Annotated in this window: 21 protein-coding genes; 8 read left to right on the top strand and 13 right to left on the bottom strand. The window is 58.8% G+C overall.

Translation table 11 applies throughout. The annotated features are described in order from the left end of the window. Positions 1 to 3: 3 nt before the first annotated feature. Positions 4 to 1,023, bottom strand: a complete 1,020-nt coding sequence (locus ACXHRN_RS19295) for an SDR family oxidoreductase (protein ID WP_488637922.1) — start codon at positions 1,021 to 1,023, stop codon at positions 4 to 6. 106 nt (positions 1,024 to 1,129) lie between these two features. Between ACXHRN_RS19295 and ACXHRN_RS19290 the strand changes: the two genes are divergently transcribed. From ACXHRN_RS19290 to ACXHRN_RS19275, 4 genes are all read left to right on the top strand, one after another. Next, a complete protein-coding gene (locus tag ACXHRN_RS19290) occupies positions 1,130 to 1,708 on the top strand; it encodes a TetR/AcrR family transcriptional regulator (RefSeq protein ID WP_488637921.1) in 579 nt (192 codons plus the stop codon). A gap of 162 nt (positions 1,709 to 1,870) precedes the next feature. Next, positions 1,871 to 2,167: a co-chaperone GroES gene (groES, locus tag ACXHRN_RS19285; protein ID WP_488637920.1), complete on the top strand. Its 297-nt coding sequence runs from the start codon at positions 1,871 to 1,873 to the stop codon at positions 2,165 to 2,167. A 60-nt stretch (positions 2,168 to 2,227) separates the two neighbouring features. After that, entirely contained in the window at positions 2,228 to 3,865 is a 1,638-nt protein-coding gene (gene groL / locus ACXHRN_RS19280; RefSeq protein ID WP_488637919.1) for a chaperonin GroEL, read from the top strand. Between the two features lie 673 nt (positions 3,866 to 4,538). Beyond that, positions 4,539 to 4,955, top strand: a complete 417-nt coding sequence (locus ACXHRN_RS19275) for a hypothetical protein (RefSeq protein ID WP_488637918.1) — start codon at positions 4,539 to 4,541, stop codon at positions 4,953 to 4,955. A 59-nt stretch (positions 4,956 to 5,014) separates the two neighbouring features. On the opposite strand, the gene ACXHRN_RS19270 is transcribed toward ACXHRN_RS19275, so the two are convergent. After that, the gene (locus ACXHRN_RS19270; RefSeq protein WP_488637917.1) at positions 5,015 to 5,719 is read right to left on the bottom strand and encodes a glutathione S-transferase family protein; all 705 of its coding nucleotides are present in this window, start codon (positions 5,717 to 5,719) and stop codon (positions 5,015 to 5,017) included. A gap of 237 nt (positions 5,720 to 5,956) precedes the next feature. On the opposite strand from ACXHRN_RS19270, the gene ACXHRN_RS19265 reads away from it, so the two are divergent. Beyond that, complete coding sequence (locus tag ACXHRN_RS19265; protein ID WP_488637916.1) at positions 5,957 to 6,406, top strand: DoxX family protein; 450 nt, start codon at positions 5,957 to 5,959, stop codon at positions 6,404 to 6,406. A 53-nt stretch (positions 6,407 to 6,459) separates the two neighbouring features. On the opposite strand, the gene ACXHRN_RS19260 is transcribed toward ACXHRN_RS19265, so the two are convergent. Then, positions 6,460 to 7,302: an NAD-dependent epimerase/dehydratase family protein gene (locus tag ACXHRN_RS19260; RefSeq protein WP_488637915.1), complete on the bottom strand. Its 843-nt coding sequence runs from the start codon at positions 7,300 to 7,302 to the stop codon at positions 6,460 to 6,462. A 325-nt stretch (positions 7,303 to 7,627) separates the two neighbouring features. Here ACXHRN_RS19260 and ACXHRN_RS19255 point away from each other — a divergent pair, with 325 nt between their 5' ends. From ACXHRN_RS19255 to ACXHRN_RS19245, 3 genes are read left to right on the top strand one after another with little or no spacing between them, the layout of a single operon-like run. Next, positions 7,628 to 8,848, top strand: coding sequence for an FkbM family methyltransferase (locus tag ACXHRN_RS19255; RefSeq protein WP_488641950.1), 1,221 nt, complete (start codon positions 7,628 to 7,630; stop codon positions 8,846 to 8,848). Continuing rightward, positions 8,845 to 9,930, top strand: a complete 1,086-nt coding sequence (locus tag ACXHRN_RS19250; protein ID WP_488637914.1) for an FkbM family methyltransferase — start codon at positions 8,845 to 8,847, stop codon at positions 9,928 to 9,930. The genes ACXHRN_RS19255 and ACXHRN_RS19250 overlap by 4 nt, the downstream gene beginning before the upstream one ends. 14 nt (positions 9,931 to 9,944) lie before the next feature. Next, positions 9,945 to 10,757, top strand: a complete 813-nt coding sequence (locus tag ACXHRN_RS19245; protein WP_488637913.1) for a cephalosporin hydroxylase family protein — start codon at positions 9,945 to 9,947, stop codon at positions 10,755 to 10,757. Between the two features lie 242 nt (positions 10,758 to 10,999). Here ACXHRN_RS19245 and ACXHRN_RS19240 read toward each other — a convergent pair whose 3' ends face one another. The 10 genes from ACXHRN_RS19240 to ACXHRN_RS19195 form a co-directional block, all read right to left on the bottom strand. After that, positions 11,000 to 12,079 (bottom strand): radical SAM/SPASM domain-containing protein, encoded by a 1,080-nt coding sequence (locus tag ACXHRN_RS19240; RefSeq protein WP_488637912.1) that lies wholly within the window; start codon positions 12,077 to 12,079, stop codon positions 11,000 to 11,002. 106 nt (positions 12,080 to 12,185) lie between these two features. Beyond that, on the bottom strand, positions 12,186 to 13,418 hold the full coding sequence (locus tag ACXHRN_RS19235) for a glycosyltransferase family 2 protein (protein ID WP_488637911.1): 1,233 nt from the start codon (positions 13,416 to 13,418) through the stop codon (positions 12,186 to 12,188). Positions 13,419 to 13,512: 94 nt separating this feature from the next. Further along, on the bottom strand, positions 13,513 to 14,727 hold the full coding sequence (locus ACXHRN_RS19230) for a glycosyltransferase family 2 protein (protein WP_488637910.1): 1,215 nt from the start codon (positions 14,725 to 14,727) through the stop codon (positions 13,513 to 13,515). 69 nt (positions 14,728 to 14,796) lie between these two features. Further along, on the bottom strand, positions 14,797 to 15,993 hold the full coding sequence (locus tag ACXHRN_RS19225; RefSeq protein WP_488637909.1) for a glycosyltransferase family 2 protein: 1,197 nt from the start codon (positions 15,991 to 15,993) through the stop codon (positions 14,797 to 14,799). 84 nt (positions 15,994 to 16,077) lie between these two features. Beyond that, positions 16,078 to 17,304 (bottom strand): methyltransferase domain-containing protein, encoded by a 1,227-nt coding sequence (locus ACXHRN_RS19220; protein ID WP_488637908.1) that lies wholly within the window; start codon positions 17,302 to 17,304, stop codon positions 16,078 to 16,080. Beyond that, positions 17,301 to 17,864 carry a dTDP-4-dehydrorhamnose 3,5-epimerase family protein gene (locus tag ACXHRN_RS19215; RefSeq protein WP_488637907.1) on the bottom strand — a complete coding sequence of 188 codons (564 nt, stop codon included), beginning with the start codon at positions 17,862 to 17,864 and terminating at the stop codon, positions 17,301 to 17,303. Before ACXHRN_RS19215 ends, ACXHRN_RS19220 begins: the two co-directional genes overlap by 4 nt. Next, positions 17,861 to 18,934, bottom strand: coding sequence for a CDP-glucose 4,6-dehydratase (rfbG, locus tag ACXHRN_RS19210; protein WP_488637906.1), 1,074 nt, complete (start codon positions 18,932 to 18,934; stop codon positions 17,861 to 17,863). Before rfbG ends, ACXHRN_RS19215 begins: the two co-directional genes overlap by 4 nt. Positions 18,935 to 18,939: 5 nt before the next feature. Beyond that, on the bottom strand, positions 18,940 to 19,710 hold the full coding sequence (gene rfbF, locus ACXHRN_RS19205; RefSeq protein ID WP_488637905.1) for a glucose-1-phosphate cytidylyltransferase: 771 nt from the start codon (positions 19,708 to 19,710) through the stop codon (positions 18,940 to 18,942). Between the two features lie 153 nt (positions 19,711 to 19,863). Beyond that, positions 19,864 to 20,145, bottom strand: coding sequence for a DUF7957 family protein (locus ACXHRN_RS19200; RefSeq protein WP_488637904.1), 282 nt, complete (start codon positions 20,143 to 20,145; stop codon positions 19,864 to 19,866). Between the two features lie 45 nt (positions 20,146 to 20,190). Continuing rightward, positions 20,191 to 21,357, bottom strand: a complete 1,167-nt coding sequence (locus ACXHRN_RS19195) for a pyridoxal phosphate-dependent aminotransferase (RefSeq protein ID WP_488637903.1) — start codon at positions 21,355 to 21,357, stop codon at positions 20,191 to 20,193. Positions 21,358 to 21,394: the final 37 nt, after the last annotated feature.

Genomic DNA, 21,394 nt, shown 5'->3' with positions numbered 1-21,394 from the left:
TTGTCAATGTGTGGCTGGCATCTCGATCAGGCTTTCCGCACAGTCGATGATCGTCTCAGGGCCAGGGCGCGGCGAGAAGTCCAGCACGCGACGCGCCTTGTCCGAGTTCAGGAGAAACTTGCGCCCGATCAGCGGCGCAAGTGTTCTCAATTGCGGCAGGAATGGCAAAAACAGTTTGACGAGGAAATTCGGCAGGCGGCGTGTCGGTGTTTTCGAGCCGAGACTACCCGGATGCCCGCGCAGGGTTTTGGCGATCTCTTCCATCCACATGAAATCACCGGCCGCGATGAAGCGTTCGCCTGCCGCTTCCGGTGAGATCATGGCGCGGATATGCAGGTCGGCAAGATCCCGCACATCCACCACCCAAAAGCCCAGTCTCGGCATTGCTGCCGGGCGCCCCTCAAGCAGGTCCCTGATGATCTTGACCGAGCCGAGATTGTCGGCGGAGAGAACCGGACCGAAAACCGCGCCGGGAAGCACTGTGGCCAACTCCGTGGCCCCGCCATTTCGTTCCATGAAGTCCCAGGCGGCGCGTTCGGCAAGGATTTTCGACACGCGGTAGGCGTCGAATTGCCGGTCGTCGTGATCGGCCCAGATCGTTTCGTCACTGACGAGGCCGGAATCAAGCGGAGGCCTGGCCGCCGCCGCTGCCGATGTCATCACGACGCGTTTTACGTCAGCCTTTACGGCAGCCCGCAGCACGCGCCGGGTACCCTCTCGTGCCGGCCCGACAAAAGCATCCCTGTCGCCTGGTTTCCCATCTCCGAGCGGCGATGCGACATGGAGAACGTAGTGACATCCAGCCATTGCCACATCCCAACCCGCGTCGTCGAGCAGGTCAGCGGCGAAGAAGGAAAGGCCGTCCGTATGTCCTGCCGCAGAGGCGATCTCGACCCGGATCGCTGGCTCTTTCGACAGATTGCGCAGTGTGGACCGCACAGCGTAGCCACGCTTCAGCAATTCGACGATGCACCATTTGGCGATGAAGCCACTGCCGCCTGTAACCAGAACCATTTCCTGCATCTCAACTCCTCAGTCTGCTGGGCCGCGCATTGACCCCATGTATGCGGGTGTATACTCTGTAAGATCGACAAAGTCTACACTTGTATATTTATGATTGGACCTCCCTATGGAAGAGACCTCGCATCGTCCGCGAAATGCTGCAGCGACACGGCTGGCGATTCTGGAATCGGCACGCGCCGCCTTCATAAAATCCGGCTACGAGGGGGCCGGTGTCCGCGAGATTGCAGAAGGCGCCGGTGTAACAGCCATGCTGATCAACCGCTATTTTGGTTCGAAGGAAGGACTATTTGCCGAAGTGCTGGCGCGGGCCAACGAGAACCCGATCATCGCCACGCCTGAAACGTTGCGTGCACCCGACCGCGCGCGCAAGATCGCCAACGCATTGGTTGATGTAACAGCACCCGGCGCGACTGCGCTCGATGGCTTTCTGATCATGCTGCGCTCGGTCTCCAACGAACGGGCGCTGGAGATCGCGCGGTACGTCATCGAGAGCCATCATCAGATGAACGTCACTTCGGCACTTCAAGGAAAATTGGCGCCGCAGCGAGCTGCCATACTTTTGTCGTTGGTCGCGGGCATTCAGATCATGCGGCAGATGATCAGCCTGCCGGCATTGGGCGCGGAGGCTGACGATGACCTGGCGCAAATACTCGAGCCGCTGATTGCAAAGCTGATAGACGGCTAACCTCCGCTTCATTCACCAATCCCAATTTTTTGTGGGGGCCATCCTTGACTCTCATTCGGGCCGGTCCTAAATCCACCCCGCTAGCACTCCAAGGAGAGGAGTGCTAACAAACCCATCCTCCGGGTCACCCCCGGCAATGTCATTCGATCGAGGAAACAGACAATGGCAAGCATCAATTTCCGTCCGCTTCATGACCGCGTGGTCGTACGTCGCGTCGAGTCCGAAGAAAAGACCAAGGGCGGGATCATCATCCCTGACACCGCCAAGGAAAAGCCGCAGGAAGGCGAAATCGTCGCCGTCGGCACCGGCGTTCGTGACGACAAGGGTGCGCTCGTTGCACTCGACGTCAAGGCTGGCGACCGCGTCCTGTTCGGCAAGTGGTCGGGCACCGAAGTCAAGCTCAATGGCGAAGACCTTCTGATCATGAAGGAATCCGACATCATGGGCGTCATCGGCTGATTGCCGGTTACCCTTTATTCCATGACAACCAATGGGCAATGAGCCCAGGAGTTTCGTAAAATGGCTGCAAAAGAAATCAAGTTTGGCCGTACCGCACGCGAAAAGATGCTGCGCGGCGTCGACATTCTCGCTGACGCGGTGAAGGTCACCCTCGGCCCGAAGGGTCGTAACGTTATCATCGACAAGTCCTTCGGCGCTCCGCGCATCACCAAGGACGGTGTTTCGGTCGCCAAGGAAATCGAACTCGAAGACAAGTTCGAAAACATGGGCGCCCAGATGGTCCGCGAAGTTGCTTCGAAGACCAACGACATCGCCGGCGACGGCACCACGACTGCAACCGTTCTGGCCCAGGCGATCGTTCGCGAAGGCGCCAAGGCCGTTGCTGCCGGCATGAACCCGATGGATCTGAAGCGCGGTATCGACCTCGCTGTTTCGGAAGTCGTCAAGGATCTCCAGGCCAAGGCCAAGAAGATCAACACGTCTGAAGAAGTCGCACAGGTCGGCACGATCTCCGCAAACGGCGAAAAGCAGGTCGGTCTCGACATTGCTGAAGCCATGCAGAAGGTCGGCAATGAAGGCGTCATCACGGTTGAAGAAGCCAAGACTGCCGAAACCGAACTCGAAGTCGTCGAAGGCATGCAGTTCGACCGCGGCTACCTCTCGCCGTATTTCGTCACCAACGCCGAGAAGATGATTGCAGACCTCGAAGACGTCTACATCCTCCTTCACGAAAAGAAGCTCTCGAACCTCCAGGCCATGCTGCCGGTTCTCGAAGCTGTCGTTCAGACCGGCAAGCCGCTGGTGATCATCGCTGAAGACGTCGAAGGCGAAGCTCTTGCTACGCTCGTCGTCAACAAGCTGCGTGGCGGCCTCAAGATTGCTGCCGTCAAGGCTCCGGGCTTCGGCGATCGCCGCAAGGCCATGCTCGAAGACATCGCCATCCTGACGGGCGGCACCGTGATCTCCGAAGACATCGGCATCAAACTCGAAAACGTCACCCTCGACATGCTCGGCCGTTCCAAGAAGGTCTCGATCTCCAAGGAAAACACCACGATCGTCGACGGCGCCGGCAAGAAGTCGGACATCGAAGGCCGCGTTGCCCAGATCAAGGCTCAGATCGAAGAAACCACCTCTGACTACGACCGCGAAAAGCTGCAGGAACGTCTTGCCAAGCTCGCCGGTGGCGTTGCCGTGATCCGCGTTGGCGGCTCGACGGAAATCGAAGTCAAGGAAAAGAAGGACCGCATCGACGACGCGCTCAACGCGACGCGCGCTGCTGTTCAGGAAGGCATCGTCCCGGGCGGCGGTACCGCTCTGCTGCGTTCTTCCGTCAAGATCACCGCAAAGGGTGCAAACGACGACCAGGAAGCCGGCATCAACATCATCCGCCGCGCTCTGCAGTCGCTGGTTCGCCAGATCGCTGAAAACGCAGGCGACGAAGCCTCGATCGTTGTCGGCAAGATCCTCGACAAGAACGAAGACAACTGGGGCTACAACGCCCAGACGTCTGAATATGGCGACATGATTGCCATGGGCATCGTCGACCCGGTCAAGGTTGTTCGCACGGCCCTGCAGAACGCAGCTTCGGTTGCTTCGCTGCTGATCACCACCGAAGCCATGATCGCCGAGCTTCCGAAGAAGGATGCTCCGATGGGCGGCGGCATGCCGGGCGGCATGGGTGGAATGGACATGATGTAATAAGGCGTCAGCCTTATCTTCATGCTAGATTGAAGGGCGCCTCAAAAGGGCGCCCTTTTTCGCAGGAATTGTCTGCAGGTGTATTTTCGGACTCCACGAGTTTTGTAAATATGCAGCGCTGCCGGCAAATATTAGTCGGCCTATATCTCAGATTTTATCTATACTTAGTCTTTATATCACTGGTTGAATTGCATGCATGCGAATGATTTTGCGTGAAATGATCTAAGGCAACCGTGAAATCGGTTCATCAATTCAGCAAAGAATAAACGTTTACGATGATGGTTTCGTACGGACCGGAATGAAGTTCAAAGCGTGCTATTCACAGTGTGGCTGAAACTACATTGGCTTTTCCACATGAATTATGTGGAATTACAATTTATGTTGCTGTTAATGAAAAAGGTCTTATAAAGAAAAGTCGCGAATCGAGGGGGAAATAGGGCGTTTCAAGTTCGTCGGGCTCGCGCTCTGAAGTCGACTTTCCACCACGTTATCGAAGAGGATCGATGCTCTGTCGACGACATGGATCCAAAGAATAGAGGGATTGTCGACTTCGACGCAGTTTATGATCGCGTCAGAAAATGCCTTGTAGTCATATTCTTCTTGCCGACGGTTTGCCTGGCCAATTGGGGCCGAAACCTAGTGACAGGTATTTGAAGTGTTTAGAATATCAAAAATGAAAGCGCCTTCAACCGCCGGCCAGGCCCGCCCCACTTCCGATTTGGCAGAAGGGCTGGAAGTTTTGAATTTCTGTGTGACCGAAAACTGGACGGGGGACCTGGGCAACGGCTTGTTCCAGATCGGCAGGATCGGCGGCTATTTTCACGGTCTGCAGGAAGGCGAGTGCGGCCTGCTGACGCTGCTGCGTTGCTACGAGCCCAATGACCGGGTCAACATTCTCGAGCTTCTGGAAAACGCCTCATCTTCGCCGTCGTCTTTCTGCTTTTCCACCTACATTGTCTGCGGCCCGGGCGAACGCCAGCCGCTGATGTGCGTCGGCGAGTCCGGTGGCTTTGGCGAAAGCAGCAACGGCACGATGCGCGGTATCTTCATCTTCCCGCGCATGGCACCGGATATTCACGGAACCCATTGAACGTCCGGAAATGAAAAATCCCCGAGTGGGGATTTTCCTTTTGTGGAGTATAGGGTGGCTCAGCCGCGCGCCGGGATGTTGACGGCCTTCTGGCTTGCCGGACGTTCCTGGCAGCGGTCGACATAGGCCAGTACTTTCGGAAAACGGTTGATGCCAACCAGGTCGCCGGCCTCATAGAAGCCATTGATCGTCCGCAGCCACGGCCAGAGTGCAATATCGGCGATCGTGTAGTCTTCGCCCATCATATAGGTCCGGCCGGTCAGTCGACCCTCGATGACGCCGAGCAGGCGAACGGCCTCGTCGATGTAACGCTGGCGCGGGCGAGGATCCTCGATATCCTTGCCGGCGAACTTGACGAAGAAACCGACCTGACCGAACATCGGGCCAACGCCACCCATCTGGAAGAACACCCACTGCAGCGTCTCGTAACGGCCGGCAGCGTCGGCGGGCAGAAACTTGCCGGTCTTCTCGGCAAGATATTGCAGAATTACGCCCGACTCGAACAGGCTGATCGGCTTGCCGTCCGGGCCATTCGGATCGACGATCGCCGGGATCTTGTTGTTCGGATTCAGCGACAGGAATTCCGGCGTCATCTGGTCGTTTTTGCCGAAATCGACGAGATGCGGCTCGTAGGCGAGGCCGGTCTCTTCCAGCATCGCGGAAACCTTGATGCCGTTTGGTGTGGGAAGCGAATAGAGTTGGATGGCATCCGGGTTGGTTGCGGGCCAGCGCTTGGAAATTGGAAAAGCGGAAAGATCAGCCATAAAATCAGATCCTTGAGGGGGTTGAGCGGACATAGAAGGAGAAGATGGAAAAAGGTGTGGCGCTCAGAGAGATAGGCGCAGGTCCAGCGGCTCGCAAGGATAGGGAATGTAAAATTCACAAATAAGCAAGTCGAAGATCGTTCGCTATTGCTTGACAATATGTGCACATTCGACGGTCTATCGGTTACAATGAGAAAATGCTTATCTCCCGTCATCAACTCAACGGGAGCTACCCCAGTGTCCAAGTCCATTATCATTCTCATCGCTCGCATCCTTCTTTCGTTCATCTTCATTCTTTCCGGCTTCGGTAAGCTCACTGATCCTGCTGCCACTGCCGGCATGATCACCGGTGCCGGCCTGCCAGCAGCAACTGCGCTCACCTATCTCGCCGGCATTTTCGAACTCGTCACCGGCCTCGCGGTGCTCGTCGGCTTCCAGACCAAGATTGTTGGCTGGGCACTTGCCGCGTTCTGTGTGTTCACCGGCGTTGTCTTCCATAGCGGCACCGTCAACATTCCTGGCTGGCCGGAAGGCGCCCTGGGCTGGATCAACACGCTGAACCAGATCATGATGATGAAGAACTTCACGCTGGCTGGTGCTTACATCCTGCTCGCCACTGTCGGTGCAGGCAGCATCTCGGTCGACGCCCGCCTCGGCCTCGGCAACCGCGACGCCGTCACTGCGTAATTGAGATCGAAACCTGAACCAAGGCCTGCCGGCCAGAAACCGGCGGGCTTTCTTTATTTCTGCAATTTCACATTGGGAATACCGACGACAACTTCTGGATCGCGCGGATGGGCGACGGCATGGCCGAATTCCAGGAGGTCGCGCCGGCCATAGATATCGGCGATCCCTTCGGCGATCTCCCGGATCGTCACCGCTTTGCCCGAACAGACATTGGCAATGCCCGTCTGGCCAGTGCAGGCGAGCGTGGCGATCAACTCACCGGCGCGTTGCACGTCGAGAAAATCCCTGACCTTGTCGCCCGATGACAGTTGCATCGGCTCGCCACTGGAGAGCTTGCGGTGTAACGCCGGGAAAAGCCGCGCCGGATGTTCGCCCTCGCCATAGAGATAGAAGAGCCGCGCCCAGGTAAGCGCCGTCGACGTGCCCGCGAACCGTCGTTTCAAAATATGATAGAGCGCAAGCTTTGCCGCCGCATAGAGCGTCACCGGTCCGACCTCAGATTGCGCGCTGATCGCCCCATTTGGCAGCCGGTACTCGAAGCATGTACCCACACCAATGAAATGCCCTACGCCGGCTTTCACGCAGCCTTCTGCGAGCAGCACCGTGCCGAGCACGCAATCGACGTTACGCGCTGAATCCAGATATTTGCCCGGCTCGACATACCAGGCCGAGTGGATGACGGTATCGATGCCTTCGAGATGAGCCGCCCACCAGTCCGCGGTCTCACCGAACACATCAGCGGTTTCGACCACCGCGACATTCTCATGCGCCAGCCCCGCACGCTCCAGCCCGCCCGGCCGCAGCACAAGCGTCAGTCGGTGTCCTTGGGCGAGCAGCGCCTTGGCGATCTGCCGGCCAACAAAGCCGGATGCCCCGGTCAGGAGGATGTGCGTCATATGCTGTCTCGCGCCGCTAGTCGTTTTCTGATGGCGAAGCGATAATCTCCTCCGTCATTCCTGTGCTTGTCACAGGAATCCAGCACGCTCAAGTCCTTGAGCGCGAGAGACTCCTTTCACGGCGCGGACGCGCCGCTGCTGGATCGCCTGCATGATCCCCTGGAACAAGTCCGAGGAGGCAGTGACGGAAGAGAGATTTGCGCCAGCAGCATAGCGTATCCCCAAAAAAACGCCCTTCTGGCGTCATGTAGCCATTTCACATTAGCTCCGGGCAAGCGTTGCTGGAATATTCCATTAGACGAAGCAGGGAAAGATTCGGGTGCGCATGCCGGCAAAGGCAAAAAGGCAGCAGCAAGCAACGACGTGGCATGTCGCGCGGCATTTCTATGCCTTGCCTGACGTGGCGCGCTCACGCGAGTTGCTGGAGGAGATCGATGCCGACGTGCCAACGCGCGTTCCGGTCTCGCTCGACATGCCGATCGGCCTCTATGGCGCCGGAAATCTAGGCCGGATGGCACGCGATTTCCTCAAGGCGGTCTGGTACGACTTCGACTTCGTCGTTGACCGCAACGCTGATAGCCTTCGCGATGACCCCGCCTGGGATGGCAAGCCGATCTATCGTCCAGAGGATGTTCCCGAGACGCTGAAGCGCAGTCATCAGGTGCTGGTGACGGTGGCAACCGCGCCGCAGGCGCCGCTCGAAACCTATCTAGCCGAACTCGGTTTCCAGCACATCGTGCCGTTTTATGACTTCTCCGAACGCTTCCGGCATCTGCATCCGCTGTCGAACGGCTGGCTCGCACAAGCATTCTCGGAGACAGACAAGGAGATGGCCGGCGCCGCCCTTGCAGGCTTTGCCGATGACATCTCGCGCGCCCACCACCTGCAGTTCCTGGCTTGGCGCCGGCTGCGCCAGGAGTGGACATTCGAGCCTGCAGCCGTCACCGGCAACGACCGCTTCTTCATCCCTGAGGTGATCGACAGTCTTCGCGCCGGTGAGGTGTTTCTCGATGCCGGCGCCCATCACGGCTCGGTATCGCTGGACTTCGATCGCCGACGCCCTGACTGGACGCGGATAGTGGCAATCGAACCAGACCCGGCCAATGGCGAGGTGCTCGAGCAGGCCTTTGCCGAGCGCTGGCCGGCTGAGCAGGGCAGGCGGCCGACCATTTTGTCGCCCGCGCTTGGTGCTCACAGGCACAAGGCGGCGTTTCACGACGGCCTCGGCTATGCCTCGCAACTCTCGGATTCCGGCCGGTCGCAGGTCGAGGTGACGACAATCGACGCGCTCGGCATCGAACCGACCTTCATCAAGCTGCATCTCGAAGGCGCCGAACTGCCGGTGCTCAAGGGTGGCTGGCAGACCATTCGCGAGCACCGGCCGATCATCGCGGCAACCATCTACCACAATGACGACGGCATCTGGAAAACCCCGATCTGGCTGATGCAAGCAGTGGAGAACTATCGCTTCCTCTTCCGGCTGCACAGCTGGTGCGGTACTGGTGCGGTACTCTATGCGATTCCGAATGAAAGGATCTCATCATGATCCCGGAAATCGAAGCACTGGCGGCCAAGGCCGCATCGACGCTGGCATCGGTACCCGCAGGCATTCTCTCGGGCGCGCAGGCGGCTGCGCTTTATGGCATGGGCTTTCTCGGCCGTTGGGCGCTGCCGGATCTCACTGGTGGCGGCATTCGTTTTGACCGTTGCTACGACGGCAACCCGGCTATGGCAGGCAAGTCGATCGAGGGTGTGCCGGTCCACTCTGCCGATGCGGTCGATGTCGAAAAGCCGGGCTTCGTGTTCATCTCGGCGAGGCATGCGGTGCTGCCGATCTCGGCGCGGCTTGAAGAACTGGGCATCGCCCATATCTCCTGCGATGCCTTTTACGTGGCGCGCGATTTCGGTGATTTCCGCGATATCCACGACGGAATGCTGGATGACGAAAGCTCACGGCTGGTGCTGCGTGCCGTGCTGTCGACCATGCTGACCGGCGACCGCACCTATGTCATGTCGATTTTCGAGAAGGACCAGTACTTCGCTCTGCCGCAATTCTCAGGCACTGAGAAGGAAACCTTTGTCGATGCCGGCGCCTATGTCGGCGACAGTCTGGAACGGTTCGTGTGGACGCAATACGGCATCTTCAACAAGGTCATAGCCTTCGAACCCGGCCCAAAACAATTCCGGGCGCTCAAGACACGTGCGCGACGACTGATGACCGAATGGGCGCTCGACGAAGACCAGATCATCCTCGTGCCCGCGGCGCTGGGTGAAGCCGTCGCTGTCGCCAAGGCCGAAAGCCAGAGCGGCCAAATGACCAGCCTGGCGCTCGAAAAAACCGGCGACCAGGAAATCCGCATCGAGACGCTCGATGGTTTCCTTCAGGGAGAGGCCATCACATTCCTCAAGGCCGATGTCGAGGGCATGGAAATGCCGCTGCTGCGCGGCGCTGCGGAGATGATCCGCACATGCCGCCCGAAACTCGCCATCTGCGTCTACCACTATCCATCGGATATTCCGGTGATCAGCCATTATTTGAAATCGCTCGTGCCGGAGTATCGTTTCGCGCTGCGCCATCATTCGCCGCAGTTCATGGAAACGGTGCTCTATGCATGGGTCGATGCTTGAAAGGGAGAATGAACATGGATCCTGTCGAACATTTCCGCGAACTCGTCGCCAACAACATCAAGAGTATCGGCGAGGACCGCGATTTTCTCGGCCTGTCCAATATCTGGGTGCGGGAATCGATCCGCCACGGCTATGCGCAGAATTTCACCTGGCTCGGCCGCCCGGTCATCCAGGTGCCGCAGGATCTCTATGCGATTCAGGAGATCATCTGGTCGTACCGTCCGGATCTGATCATCGAGACGGGCATCGCTCATGGCGGTTCGCTGATCACCTCGGCCTCGATGCTGGCCATGCTCGATTATTGCGACGCGGTGGTCGCGGGCACCACGCTCGACCCGAGGGCCAGCCGCCGCAAAGTGGTGGGCGTCGATATCGACATCCGCCCGCACAATCGCTCGGCGATCGACGCCCATCCAATGAGCCACAAGATTCACCTGCTGCAGGGCTCGTCGGTCGCGCCGGAGATCATGGAGCAGATCGCCAAGCATGCCGAGGGCTACAATCGCATCATGGTGTTCCTCGATTCCAACCACACCCATGAACACGTGCTGGAAGAACTCGAACTCTACGCACCCTACGTGACCAAGGGGTCCTACTGCGTCGTCTGGGATACCGGCGTCGAAGACCTGCCGGACGAAATGTGCAACGATCGTCCCTGGGGCAAGGGCGACAACCCGAAGACCGCGGTCTGGGAATATATGAAGCGCCTCTCCGGCGAAGGCCGTACGGCCAAGGATGGCGAAAAGCTGATCCTTGAGATCGACCACACGATCGAACACAAGATCGCCATCACCGCCTCGCCGGACGGGTTCTTGAAACGGCTGTGATTGCAGAGGGCAAGGCGGTCCGCCGACTTGCAGCGCAAACGAAAAGCCTGGATCTCGCCGATCCAGGCTTTTTTCGTCCTGCCCAAACAAACCCCTCACCCCGCCTCCGCTTCGCTCGGCGGACCTCTCCCCAAGGGGAGAGGAGGACGGCGAAGGTCCGGCATACTCCCTCTTCTCCCCTTGGGGAGAAGGTGGCGCGAAGCGCCGGATGAGGGCTTCACGCGTAGGTCGAGGAAAAACGACTACTCCGCAGCAATCAGCGCCTGCGCTGGCGGGATAATCGCCAGATTGAGTTCGTCCACCGTCGTCGACGGCAGCTGCGAGAGATCGACCGCCGTGCGGTTGCCGCAGCCGGCGCAGAGCTTGATGTCGCCGCAGCGGCCGTTCAGGTGCTTCTTGCGGATCTCATAAAGCGCGATGGAATCGACCACTTCCAGCAGCGAGCCGCCAAGATGGCTCTTCTCCGCCGGGATCTCGTCCATGATATGGCCCACAGTCAGGCCATTGAAGACGTCGGAGCAGCAGCCCGAAACCTTGCCATTGTGCATGACATAGAGAAGGTAGAACGGGATCTCGCAAGGCGCTGCCATGCCGTCCTTGCCATCGAGCATGCCCTTGCCGACATCGACCAGCGGCTGCTGCTTGAGGTGCACGAAATTCGAGCTGCGGGCTGCGGCAGCAAATTCGTTGAACACCGACTCCGAGTCCGCTTCCGTGATGCCGTAGGAATTATCCTCCTCGGCCTGGAAATACTTGATGTAGAGCCCGGCTGTCTGCCGCTCCTCGATGACCGGAATGACGGCTTTCAGGTTGTCGAGCACGCGCATTGCATAGTCGCCGACCTTGACCTCACGATACTTGTCGCGATCCAGCGTATCGACGCTGATATGGAACTCGTCGATGCCGGCATCGATCAGCTCGTTGGTCTTCTTGACGTCGAGCAGGATGCCGTTGGTGATGACGCGCACCTTGGTCGCCAGGCCCTCGCGTTTGACGCGGGAAATCATCGCGGCCAGCTTCTTGTTGAGCAGCGGTTCGCCATTGCCGTGGAATTGCAGCATCGCCAGCGGCCCGCGCTCGGCGACATAGATCCTGAGGTCGTCAACCAGCTTTTCCCAGGTCTCTTCCTTCATCACACCGGCATGTTCGCGGAATTTCGGCGCCCGGCCCGAATGGGCATCGCAGAACGAACATTTGAGATTGCAGGAGGAGGCAGCCTCGACCACCAGCGTCAGGATCTGGCGATTCCTCAGCGACACTGTGAGGTTCTTGGCTCGGATCGCCATATAGTCGGGATCTTTGGCCTGTTGGAATGTCAGCATGTCCTGCGCCCCTTCGAGAATGAAGGTGCCTTGCACCCTGCTTCTGCCTGCGTCTCGGCTGCGATCATAGGCATCAAATTGCGAATAAACCTTTTAGAAAGCATGCTCATGCGCGTCTTTTCTCAGCCGGCGCAACGCGATAACGCTGCAGATCGACGACGAGGTCGGCCACTGGCTCGATCATGGTGGAGGCAAGCTCATAGTAGGACCTGCAACTATCGAAAGCCGGGTGATCGTCGGTCACGAAAATGCTCTCGTTGAGATAGCCGCAAAACGTCGGAGCGGTGGGCTTCGGCTGATAGACGGGCTTGAAATGCTTGAGATATTTGCCGCCCTTCCAGGTCCCCAGGGCTTGGCGATAGCCGTTGGCAATCAGATCGAATTGCGCCCGATCATCAATCCTGTTGCATTGAATTTCGCATGAATTGACGAAGTTCCGCTCATAGCCGTGGAAGCTGTGGCCATAGCGCTCTGCAAACCAGTGCTGCGTCATCAGGATGCAGGCCGCGAGACCCAGCCGGGAGCTGAAGGGATAGCCTTCATAGCACGCCATGCGGTCCATCGGTGTCGCATGCTCCTTGTCGAAGATGTCCTGCTTCTTGCGCATCATTTCGGGGTTGGAGGTGGCGGCGGAATTGCTTTCCGGGCACACGCCCATCACCGACAGGGGGCGGCGGCAATGCACGAAGCGCTTGCCATGCATGATCACCTTGAAAATGTTGTCGTAGTCGATCACCGGATGCTCGAAGTATCTGCCACCGCCGAGCGCCTTGATACGATCAAGCAGCGGGCGCGACAGCGCTCCGTGATAGATACCGAAGCCGCAGCCGAGCACCTCGCGTGCATTCTCCCAGCGAAAGGCACGCTCCATCAGGTGCGCCTTCGGCACCTCATGAAGCTCCGACTTCATATGCACCGGATTGGAAAGAACAGGCTTATCTTCGTAAGGCCAGGTGTAATAGAGTTTCGTCCAATCGATCGCCTCGACGTCGGGAGCCTGCTCCTCGATCCGAGCAATCAAATCGGCGATCTCCGGATCGGCATAATCGTCGTCGCCGATCACCATCGCCCAGCGGGCGGTTGTGGCTTCAAGTGCTACTTCCCAATTTTCCATCATTGGGCGAACGACCGGTCCTGCGGAGACGTATCTTACGCGCGGATCGGCGAGGTAGGGTTCGATGAAGCGGTCCATCACCGATGGATCATCGGAATTATCAACGAACACGAATTCGACATCGGCGCGCAGCGAAGCCGTCAGCGCCTTGATCGTCGCCTGGAAATAGACTTGCCGGTTGCGCGATGGCACGCAGATGGACAGAACGGGCGTGGTGGCCTGCATGAAAGAGCTCCGATAGAGCCGGAGAATAGGAAGGCAGGCTTATGTGAACCTGTAGGTGCCGTTGTTGGTGCCGTGTTGCTTCGAGGTGCCGACGTCATGCCGCTTCGACCATCTTCGATTGACCGAGATGGTAAGTCAGATCGCTCATTGGCACGATCATCGATTGCGCAATCGAATAGAGCTCCGCAGGCGTCTGGCAGTTGCCGATATCCTCGTGGACGAAGATGCTCGATCCCGCCAGACCCGTAAACACGCCCGCCGTCCGGCGTTCCAGAAAACGCGGTGCGAAGGCTGCGAGGTATTTGCCGCCTTTCCAGGCGGCAAAAGCACGACGGCAGAGTTCGACATGCTGATCGAAGGTCTGCCGTTCCATCGCATGGCTGCAGTCATTGGCCAGCGCGAGCGCGAAATTCTCTTCCCAGCCGTCGATCGTCACGCCGTATTTGTTCTTGAACCAGTGCTGGGCCGCCAAGATGGAGCAGGCGACGCCAAGATTTGCCTTGAATGGAAAGTTGAGCATGAAGTCATCGGATTCGAAGACGTTGCCCTTCTCCTTGACGAAGGTTTCGTAGTTTTCGAGGGCCTTCTCGAACCGCCCGACGGCGGCCGAATTGCTGCTGGCGGTCGCGCCCATCACCGATACGGGCCGGGCGATATAGACAAAGGCATTTGCCGTGAACAGCAGCTTGAAGGAGCAATCGAAATCAACGGTCGGATGCTCAAAATAGCGACCGCAATATTTCGCCTTGATGCGTTCCATCGCCGGCCGGGCAACGGCACCATGGTAGATGGTGAAGGGCGACGCGGGCACATGCGAGGCGCCTCTCCACTCGAACATATCCTTGATCAGGTCATCGCGTTTTGCCACCTGCACAATGCTTTTCAGCGACAGCGCCAAATTGCCGGGATAGGGGCGGTAATCCGGCCACTTGTAGGTTAGTCGGTTCCAACCGATCACCTCAGCCGCAGGCTTCCTCGCGACGATCTCCTTGATAACATCGACGACTTCGGGGTCGACGAAATCATCGTCGCCGATGAAGATGATCCAGTCGCCCGATGTCGCCTGCATCGCCCGTTCCCAGTTGTCCTGCATCGGCAGGACCTCCGGGACCGACGGCAGGTAGTGCACGCGCGGGTCATCGATCTCAGCCATGAAGGCGTCCATGAGAGACGGGTCATCGGAATTGTCGGCAAACACGAATTCGATGTCCGGCCGCGTATGGGAGATCAGGTCGCGGATCGTCTGCTGAAAATAGACCTGACGGTTGCGTGACGGGACGCAAATGGAAAGGACAGGGGACGTAATCATGATGAGGCTCCGTTGTCTCATCCTATGGAGGCAGCCTTTACTGAAACTGAAGCTGCCCGTGTCCGGGCCTCACACCTGGAACTCAAATTCTACGGTAGCGGGGTCGGGCAATATCTGCTGCGCAATCGCATAGAATTGCGCCGGCGTCACGACGTCGGCGATCTCCAGGTTGATGGAGATGTCGCGCCTATTCACACCAAAAAAGCAGAGATCACTTTTAGGCTCGGCGTAAACGGGCTTGAAGTAACGCAGGTACTTTCCGCCTTCCCACGCTTCAAAGGCCGCACGACAGATTTCGACATGCCGTTCGAACTCCTGCCGATCGCGAAAGAGCTTGCACTCGGCCGCCATGGCCCGAATGAAGTTGCCCTCCCAGTTCTCGAACCTGAAACCGTACTTCCGCTTGAACCACTGCTGTGCCGACATGATGCTGCCGGCGACGCCTGTCTTCTGCGTGAAAGGAAAACCGGCTTCGATCGCGGCCAAATCGAAAACATCGCCGTTTTCCTTGAGATAGGCCTCGCGCGCTGCCTCCGAGGCCTTTGCGTTGCCGACCGCCGCCGAATTGCTTTCCTTGCACACGCCGAGCACCGACATCGGCCTGTCGATGAAGATCAGGCTGCTGGATGAGGCGAGCAGCTTGTGGGAAAAGTCGTAATCCACGACCGGATGTTCGAAGCACCTGTTCGAGTATTGCGCCTTGATGCGCAGGATTGAATTGCGATGGACGGCGCCGTGATAGATTCCATACGGACAGTGCAGGACATGGCTTGCCCCCAGCCAGCCGAACAACCTGTCCATCATCGCGTGATGAGGACTGCGGACGACCCGGTTGGCCATTGAAAACGTTGCCGTCTGCATCTCGCGGCGCGGCTCGCCACCCCAGGCGAACGCTGTGCGGTTCCAGGCAATGGCGTCGACCTTTTCGGCGCGTTGCTCGATCCGTTCGATAAGATCCACGAGATCCAGATCGATGTAGTCATCGTCGCCGATGACGCATACCCATTCGCCGCTGGCGACATCGACTGTCCGTTCCCAATTGTCCATCATCGACAGCGTCCGCTCCGCCGACGGCAGGTAGCGAATGCGCGCATCGGCGGTCCCGGCCATAAAATTGTTCATGATCGAGGCATTGTCCGAATTGTCGGTGAACACGAATTCGATATCGGTGCGGTCGCTGCGGATCAGATCGCAAATGGTCTGCTGGAAACACATCTGCCGATTGCGCGACGGCACGCAGATCGTAAGTTTTGGTGTCTCAGACATCGCTTGGCGTGCGGGGCTCCCCGGCAGCGGCGGCATCCGCCGCTTCGTCGGTCACCACGCGTTCGCCGAGATCGATCGGCTGCGTCAGTGCTCCGTCAGCACCGGCACTGCTGTCACGAACTTCCCACCCCAACCGCTGATATAGGAAAGCTGGTTGATTATTTCGCTCTGGATATTCCATGGCAGTATGACCACCCTGTCCGGTTTTTCGGCTTTGAGCCGTGTTTCATCAGCGATCGGGATGCGGCTTCCCGGTAGATAGAGCCCCTGCTTGGCAGGGTTCTTGTCCACCACGAAAGACAGCAGGTCCGGCTTGATGCCGGCGAAGTTGAGGAGCGTGTTGCCCTTGGCGGCTGCGCCATAGGCTGCGACCCTCAAACCTTTTCCGTGGCATTCGATCAGGTAGGACACGAAGTCGTCCCGGACCTTCTGGGCCTCGGTCTGGAAATTCGTGTAGAAGGACTTGCTCAGAATGCCGGCCGTTTCCTCGGTCGCCATCATGCTAGCCACCGACGCTTGCACCGGCCTTGTTTGCGCGTCCGCGCGAGCCGCAAACACTCTGAGGCTGCCGCCGTGCCAGGGCGTCGTCTCGACATCAAAGACCTTCAGCCCATTGGCCTCGAAGATCCGCCGGACAGATGTCAGCGACAGATAGGAATAGTGCTCGTGATAGGCCGTATCGAACTGGCGCTCGGTGACCATGTTCATCAGATGCGGGAACTCGAACGTCGCCACGCCTTCGGCTGCGAGCAGATGCGCAAAGCCGGCCACGAAATCGTTGATGTCAGGCACATGGGCGAGCACATTGTTGGCGGCCATCAAGTCCGCTCGCCAGCCCTTGGCGACAAGTTCGTCGGCAAGGGCGACACCGAAGAAATCCTCGACGATCTCGATGCCTTTTTCACACGCCGCGGCCGCCGTGCTGGCGGTGGGCTCGACGCCAAGGCATTGAATGCCACGCGCCTTGGCAAACTGTAGCAGGTAGCCGTCGTTGGCTGCGATTTCGATGATCCGCGAGTTCTGATCGAGCGAGAACCGCTCGGCCATATCGTTGACATACGCCTTGGCGTGATTGAGCCATGATGTCGAAAACGAGCTGAAATACGCGTAGCTGTCGGAGAAGAACGTTTCCCGCGAGGCGAAATCCTCGGTCTGAACCAGCAGGCAGTGGCTGCAGGTGCGGATGACCAGCGGGTACCAGAGTTCCGGGCGCGACAGCCCCTCGGCGCTGACATAAGAGTTGGACGGCGGCGCTGTCCCCAGATCCAGGAACGGCCAGAAGTCGCTGTGACCGCAGTGACGGCATTTCATAGTGTCAGTCCCGTAAATGCATCGTCGATCAAGGCGTGCGCCTGATCGCGTGGTGAAAGGTTCTCGATTGGCCGCGGCCAGGCGATGTCGAGGCGCGGATCGAGCGGATTGAGCCCGCCTTCGGCATCGGCGCGATATGGTGCAGAATGCGTGTAGATCAGCGTTGTGTTGTCTTCCAGCGTCTGGAAGCCGTGTGCAAAGCCTTCGGGGATCAGCAGCGAGCAGCTGTTTTCTGACGAAAGCTCAACTGCGAAGGACCGCAGGAATGTCGGCGAGCCCTTTCGGATATCGATCGCGATATCGACGATTTTTCCAGCGATGCAAGTCACGAGCTTGGCCTCTGCAAACGGAGGATGCTGGAAGTGAAAGCCGCGCACCGTTCCCGCTTTGGCCGTCTGCGTCTCATTGACCTGGAACACGCCACCTGGCCAGCGGAGGCCTATCATATCCTCGGCATCGAACAGTCGTGAGAGATGCCCGCGGGCATCTCCGATTACCCGACGCTTCAGAAGCAGCAGTCCGGCAAGCGGCGTCTCAGTCCGTTGGAAGCGGTCGCTCAAGCGATCGCCTTTCTGAGGGCCGGCTCGACATAAGCCTCGAATGCGTCGATATCGGCGTGGCAGAGGTCGAGCGCCGAACGCCCCGACTGGAAACCTTTGTACCATTTCCACGTCCGGTCGATTGTCTCCTCAAGCGAAAAGCGGCTTTCGAAGCCGAGTTCCCGTTCGGCCTTGGAACTGTCCAGCGTGAGCAGGCCCGCCTCATGCGGCCCTTCCTGCCCATCGCCCCAGACGATGTTGGAAATGTCGAAATGGTTCTGCGAAAGTTCGAGCAGGCGGCGCACGGTCGCAGCATTGGCGGCATCCGGGCCGAAATTATAGGCCGGTCCGACGTCCGGCTGGTGCCAGAGCTTTTCCGCGAGCTGGATGTAGCCCCACAGCGGATCGAGCACATGTTGCCAAGGGCGAATGGCGCCGGGACGACGAATATCGAGTGGCTTGTTCAGCGCGAAGGCGCGAATCGCATCCGGGATCAGCCGGTCTTCAGCCCAGTCGCCGCCGCCAATGACATTGCCGGCGCGTGCCGACGCCAGGCCTGTGCCGCACGGCAGGAAGTAAGAGCGACGATAGCTCGCGGTGACGATGTCCGCGGCTGCCTTGGATGCACTGTAGGGATCGTGGCCGCCGAGGGGATCGGTTTCGCTGAAGGCGTTGCCGCTTTCCGGATTTTCATAGACCTTGTCGGTGGTGACGATGACGATCGACCGGATATCCGCCGTGCCACGCAGAGCGTCGAGCAGGTTGACCGTACCCTGCACATTGGTCTCGAATGTGTCCAACGGTTCGCGATAACCGGCCCGCACCAGCGGCTGGGCGGCAAGATGCAGCACGATCTCGGGCTTGACGTTGAGCACACGGTTGAGAACCGCATGCCGGTCGCGGATGTTGACGATGTCGTCGCGATTGCCGCGCCCTTCCGAGAGAGTGCGCGTTAGCGCCGGTCCTTTCGGCGGATCGAGCGACAGGCCATGCACATCGGCGCCAAGCCGCGTCAGCCAGAGCTTTAACCACGCGCCCTTGAAGCCTGTATGGCCGGTGAGCAGGACGCGCTTGCCGTTCCAGAAGCTCATGGCGCTCACCATACCTTCCAGGGCGGCTTACCGGACGCCCAGAGATTTTCGAGCTGGATCTTGTCGCGCAGCGTGTCCATCGGCTGCCAGAAACCCTCATGGAACCAGGCCTTCAACTGGCCTTCGTCGGCCAGTCCGCCCAAAGGCTCGGCCTCGAAGCTGGTCGAGTCTTCTGCAATGCGCGAAATCACCTTCGGGTTGAGTACGAAGAAGCCACCGTTGATGAAGCCGCCTTCGCCCTCGGGCTTTTCGACAAAGCCGTTGACATCGTCGCCGTCGAAACGCAGCGCGCCAAAGCGCGCCGGTGGCCGAACGGCAGTCACCGTGGCGAGCTTGCCATGCTTCTTGTGGAAGGCGATGGTCGCCGAGACATCGGTATCGGAGACGCCGTCGCCGTAGGTGAAGCAGAAATCCTCGTCCGGATCGAGATAGGAAGCAACCCGCTTCAGGCGGCCGCCGGTCATCGAATTCTCGCCGGTGTCGACGAGCGTCACGCGCCAGGCTTCGGCGTTCTGGCGATGAAATTCCAGGCGATTGGCGGCCAGGTCGAAGGTGATGTCGGACATGTGAAGTCCGTAATTGGCGAAATATTCCTTGATCATGTAGCCCTTGAAGCCGCAGCAGATCACGAAATCGCGGATGCCATGGGCGTAGTAGATCTTCATGATGTGCCAGAGGATCGGGCGCGAACCGATTTCCACCATCGGTTTCGGGCGCGTCTGCGTTTCCTCGGCCAACCGGGAGCCCAAACCACCTGCCAGGATTACCGCCTTCATCTACGCCTCTTCATGCCGAATCGTTCCCCGCGGTCATGCGGGGTCTTTTCAGCACTTTGGCGGGTGAAGCTTTCGCGGGACTAGAGACGGCTCAGTAGTCCTGTCTGCAGTTGGGTAGTCGTTTTGCGGTCGCCGTGCTTGCTCGGATACAACTTATTTCGTGAAAACGGCCTCGCCGATTTTGCCTGTGTGTATGTCGATATCGACTATGTAGCCGCTCCAAGTGTGAGCTGTCAGGATACCGCCGCTGAAGTTCGCTGACGTAAAGCAGTCCGTCCATCCTCCGGGCGGAATTGCTGTCCACTCAATTTTGTGGTCTCTACTCATTTTTACGAGATTGGCGCTATCTGAAGGGTCGGTGTCTGACCAAGCATAAAGGACGATTGTTCCCGCTTCGTTTGGCAGACTTATTTGAGCAATAATCTCTTTGGGCATGTGATGCTCTCGGCAGTCAAAACCAATATCGAAAAGCACAATTCACTAGATTCGCCTTATGTAATCCGCCAGCCGCTCCGCCGCGACCCGGACCTGCGCGGGATCCCTCAAAAAGCACGCCCGCAAGAACATCTCGCCGCCAGGCCCAAATGCCGTGCCCGGCGCGAGTCCGACGCCCGCCCGGTCGACGATGTCGAACGCAGCCTTCTTCGCATCGCTGACGCCATCGATCTTCAGGAATGCATAAAGCGCGCCATCGGGCTTCAGCGTTTCCACCCGGTTGGTCGAGATCAGCGCATCGCAAAGGATGTCGCGCGAGGTCTTGGCCTTGTCGAAATTGCCCTGGATCAGGCTGTCGCCGTGATCGAGCGCTGCAATGGCGCCCTTCTGCATGAACTCGGCGACGCCCGAAGTGGCGTATTGCACGAGGTTTTCGAAGACCTGTCCTGTTTCGGGCGGTGCGACGATCCAGCCGACCCGCCAGCCGGTCATCGACCAGTTCTTGGAGAAGGAGTTGACGAACAGGATCTTGTCGTCCGCGTCCATGACATCAAGAAAGGATGGTGCGCGGGTGCCGGCGAAGGAATAGAGCGCATAGATTTCGTCTGCGATGATCCAGAGATTGTGCTTGCGTGCCAGCGCGAGGATTTCGCGGAGGTCGTCGTGGGTTGCGGTCCATCCGGTGGGATTGGATGGCGTGTTGATGAACAGTGCCTTGGTCCTGGCTGTGATCGCCGACTTGATCCGGTCGATGTCGAGGCTCCAGCGTCCATTGCCGAACTGCAACCGCGCAGGAACAGCGCGAGAGCCCGAAACTTCGATGGCGGCGGCAAAATTCGGCCAGGCGGGGGAGAGATAGACAGCCTCGTCGCCGGGCTGGCAGACCGCCTCGATCGACAGCTTGATGGCCTGCATGCCGGAGCCGACGACGTAGAAATGCTCAGCCGACAGGCGCTTGCCGAAATGCCTGAAGTAGTAATCCGAAAGCGCCCGGCGCAGATCCGGAATGCCGCGATTATAGGTGTAGAATGTATCACCGGCCGAAAGCGAGGCAGCGGCAGCATCGGTAATGAACTTCGGCGTCGCCATGTCGCCCTCGCCGACCCAGAGCGGGATGAGCCCGTCGCGGCCACGGGCATAATTGACGATTTCGACGATGCCGCTCTCGGGTGCGAGGCGGGCTTGCGGGCTCAGACTTTCGAGGAGGGGCATGCAGGGGCTCCGGAGATGATGTCCCCTGATAACGCGA

This window comes from Shinella sp. OV683, assembly GCF_057787725.1.
Note: the sequence above shows the minus strand (reverse complement) of the source record. Positions and strands in the feature narration are given on the sequence as shown.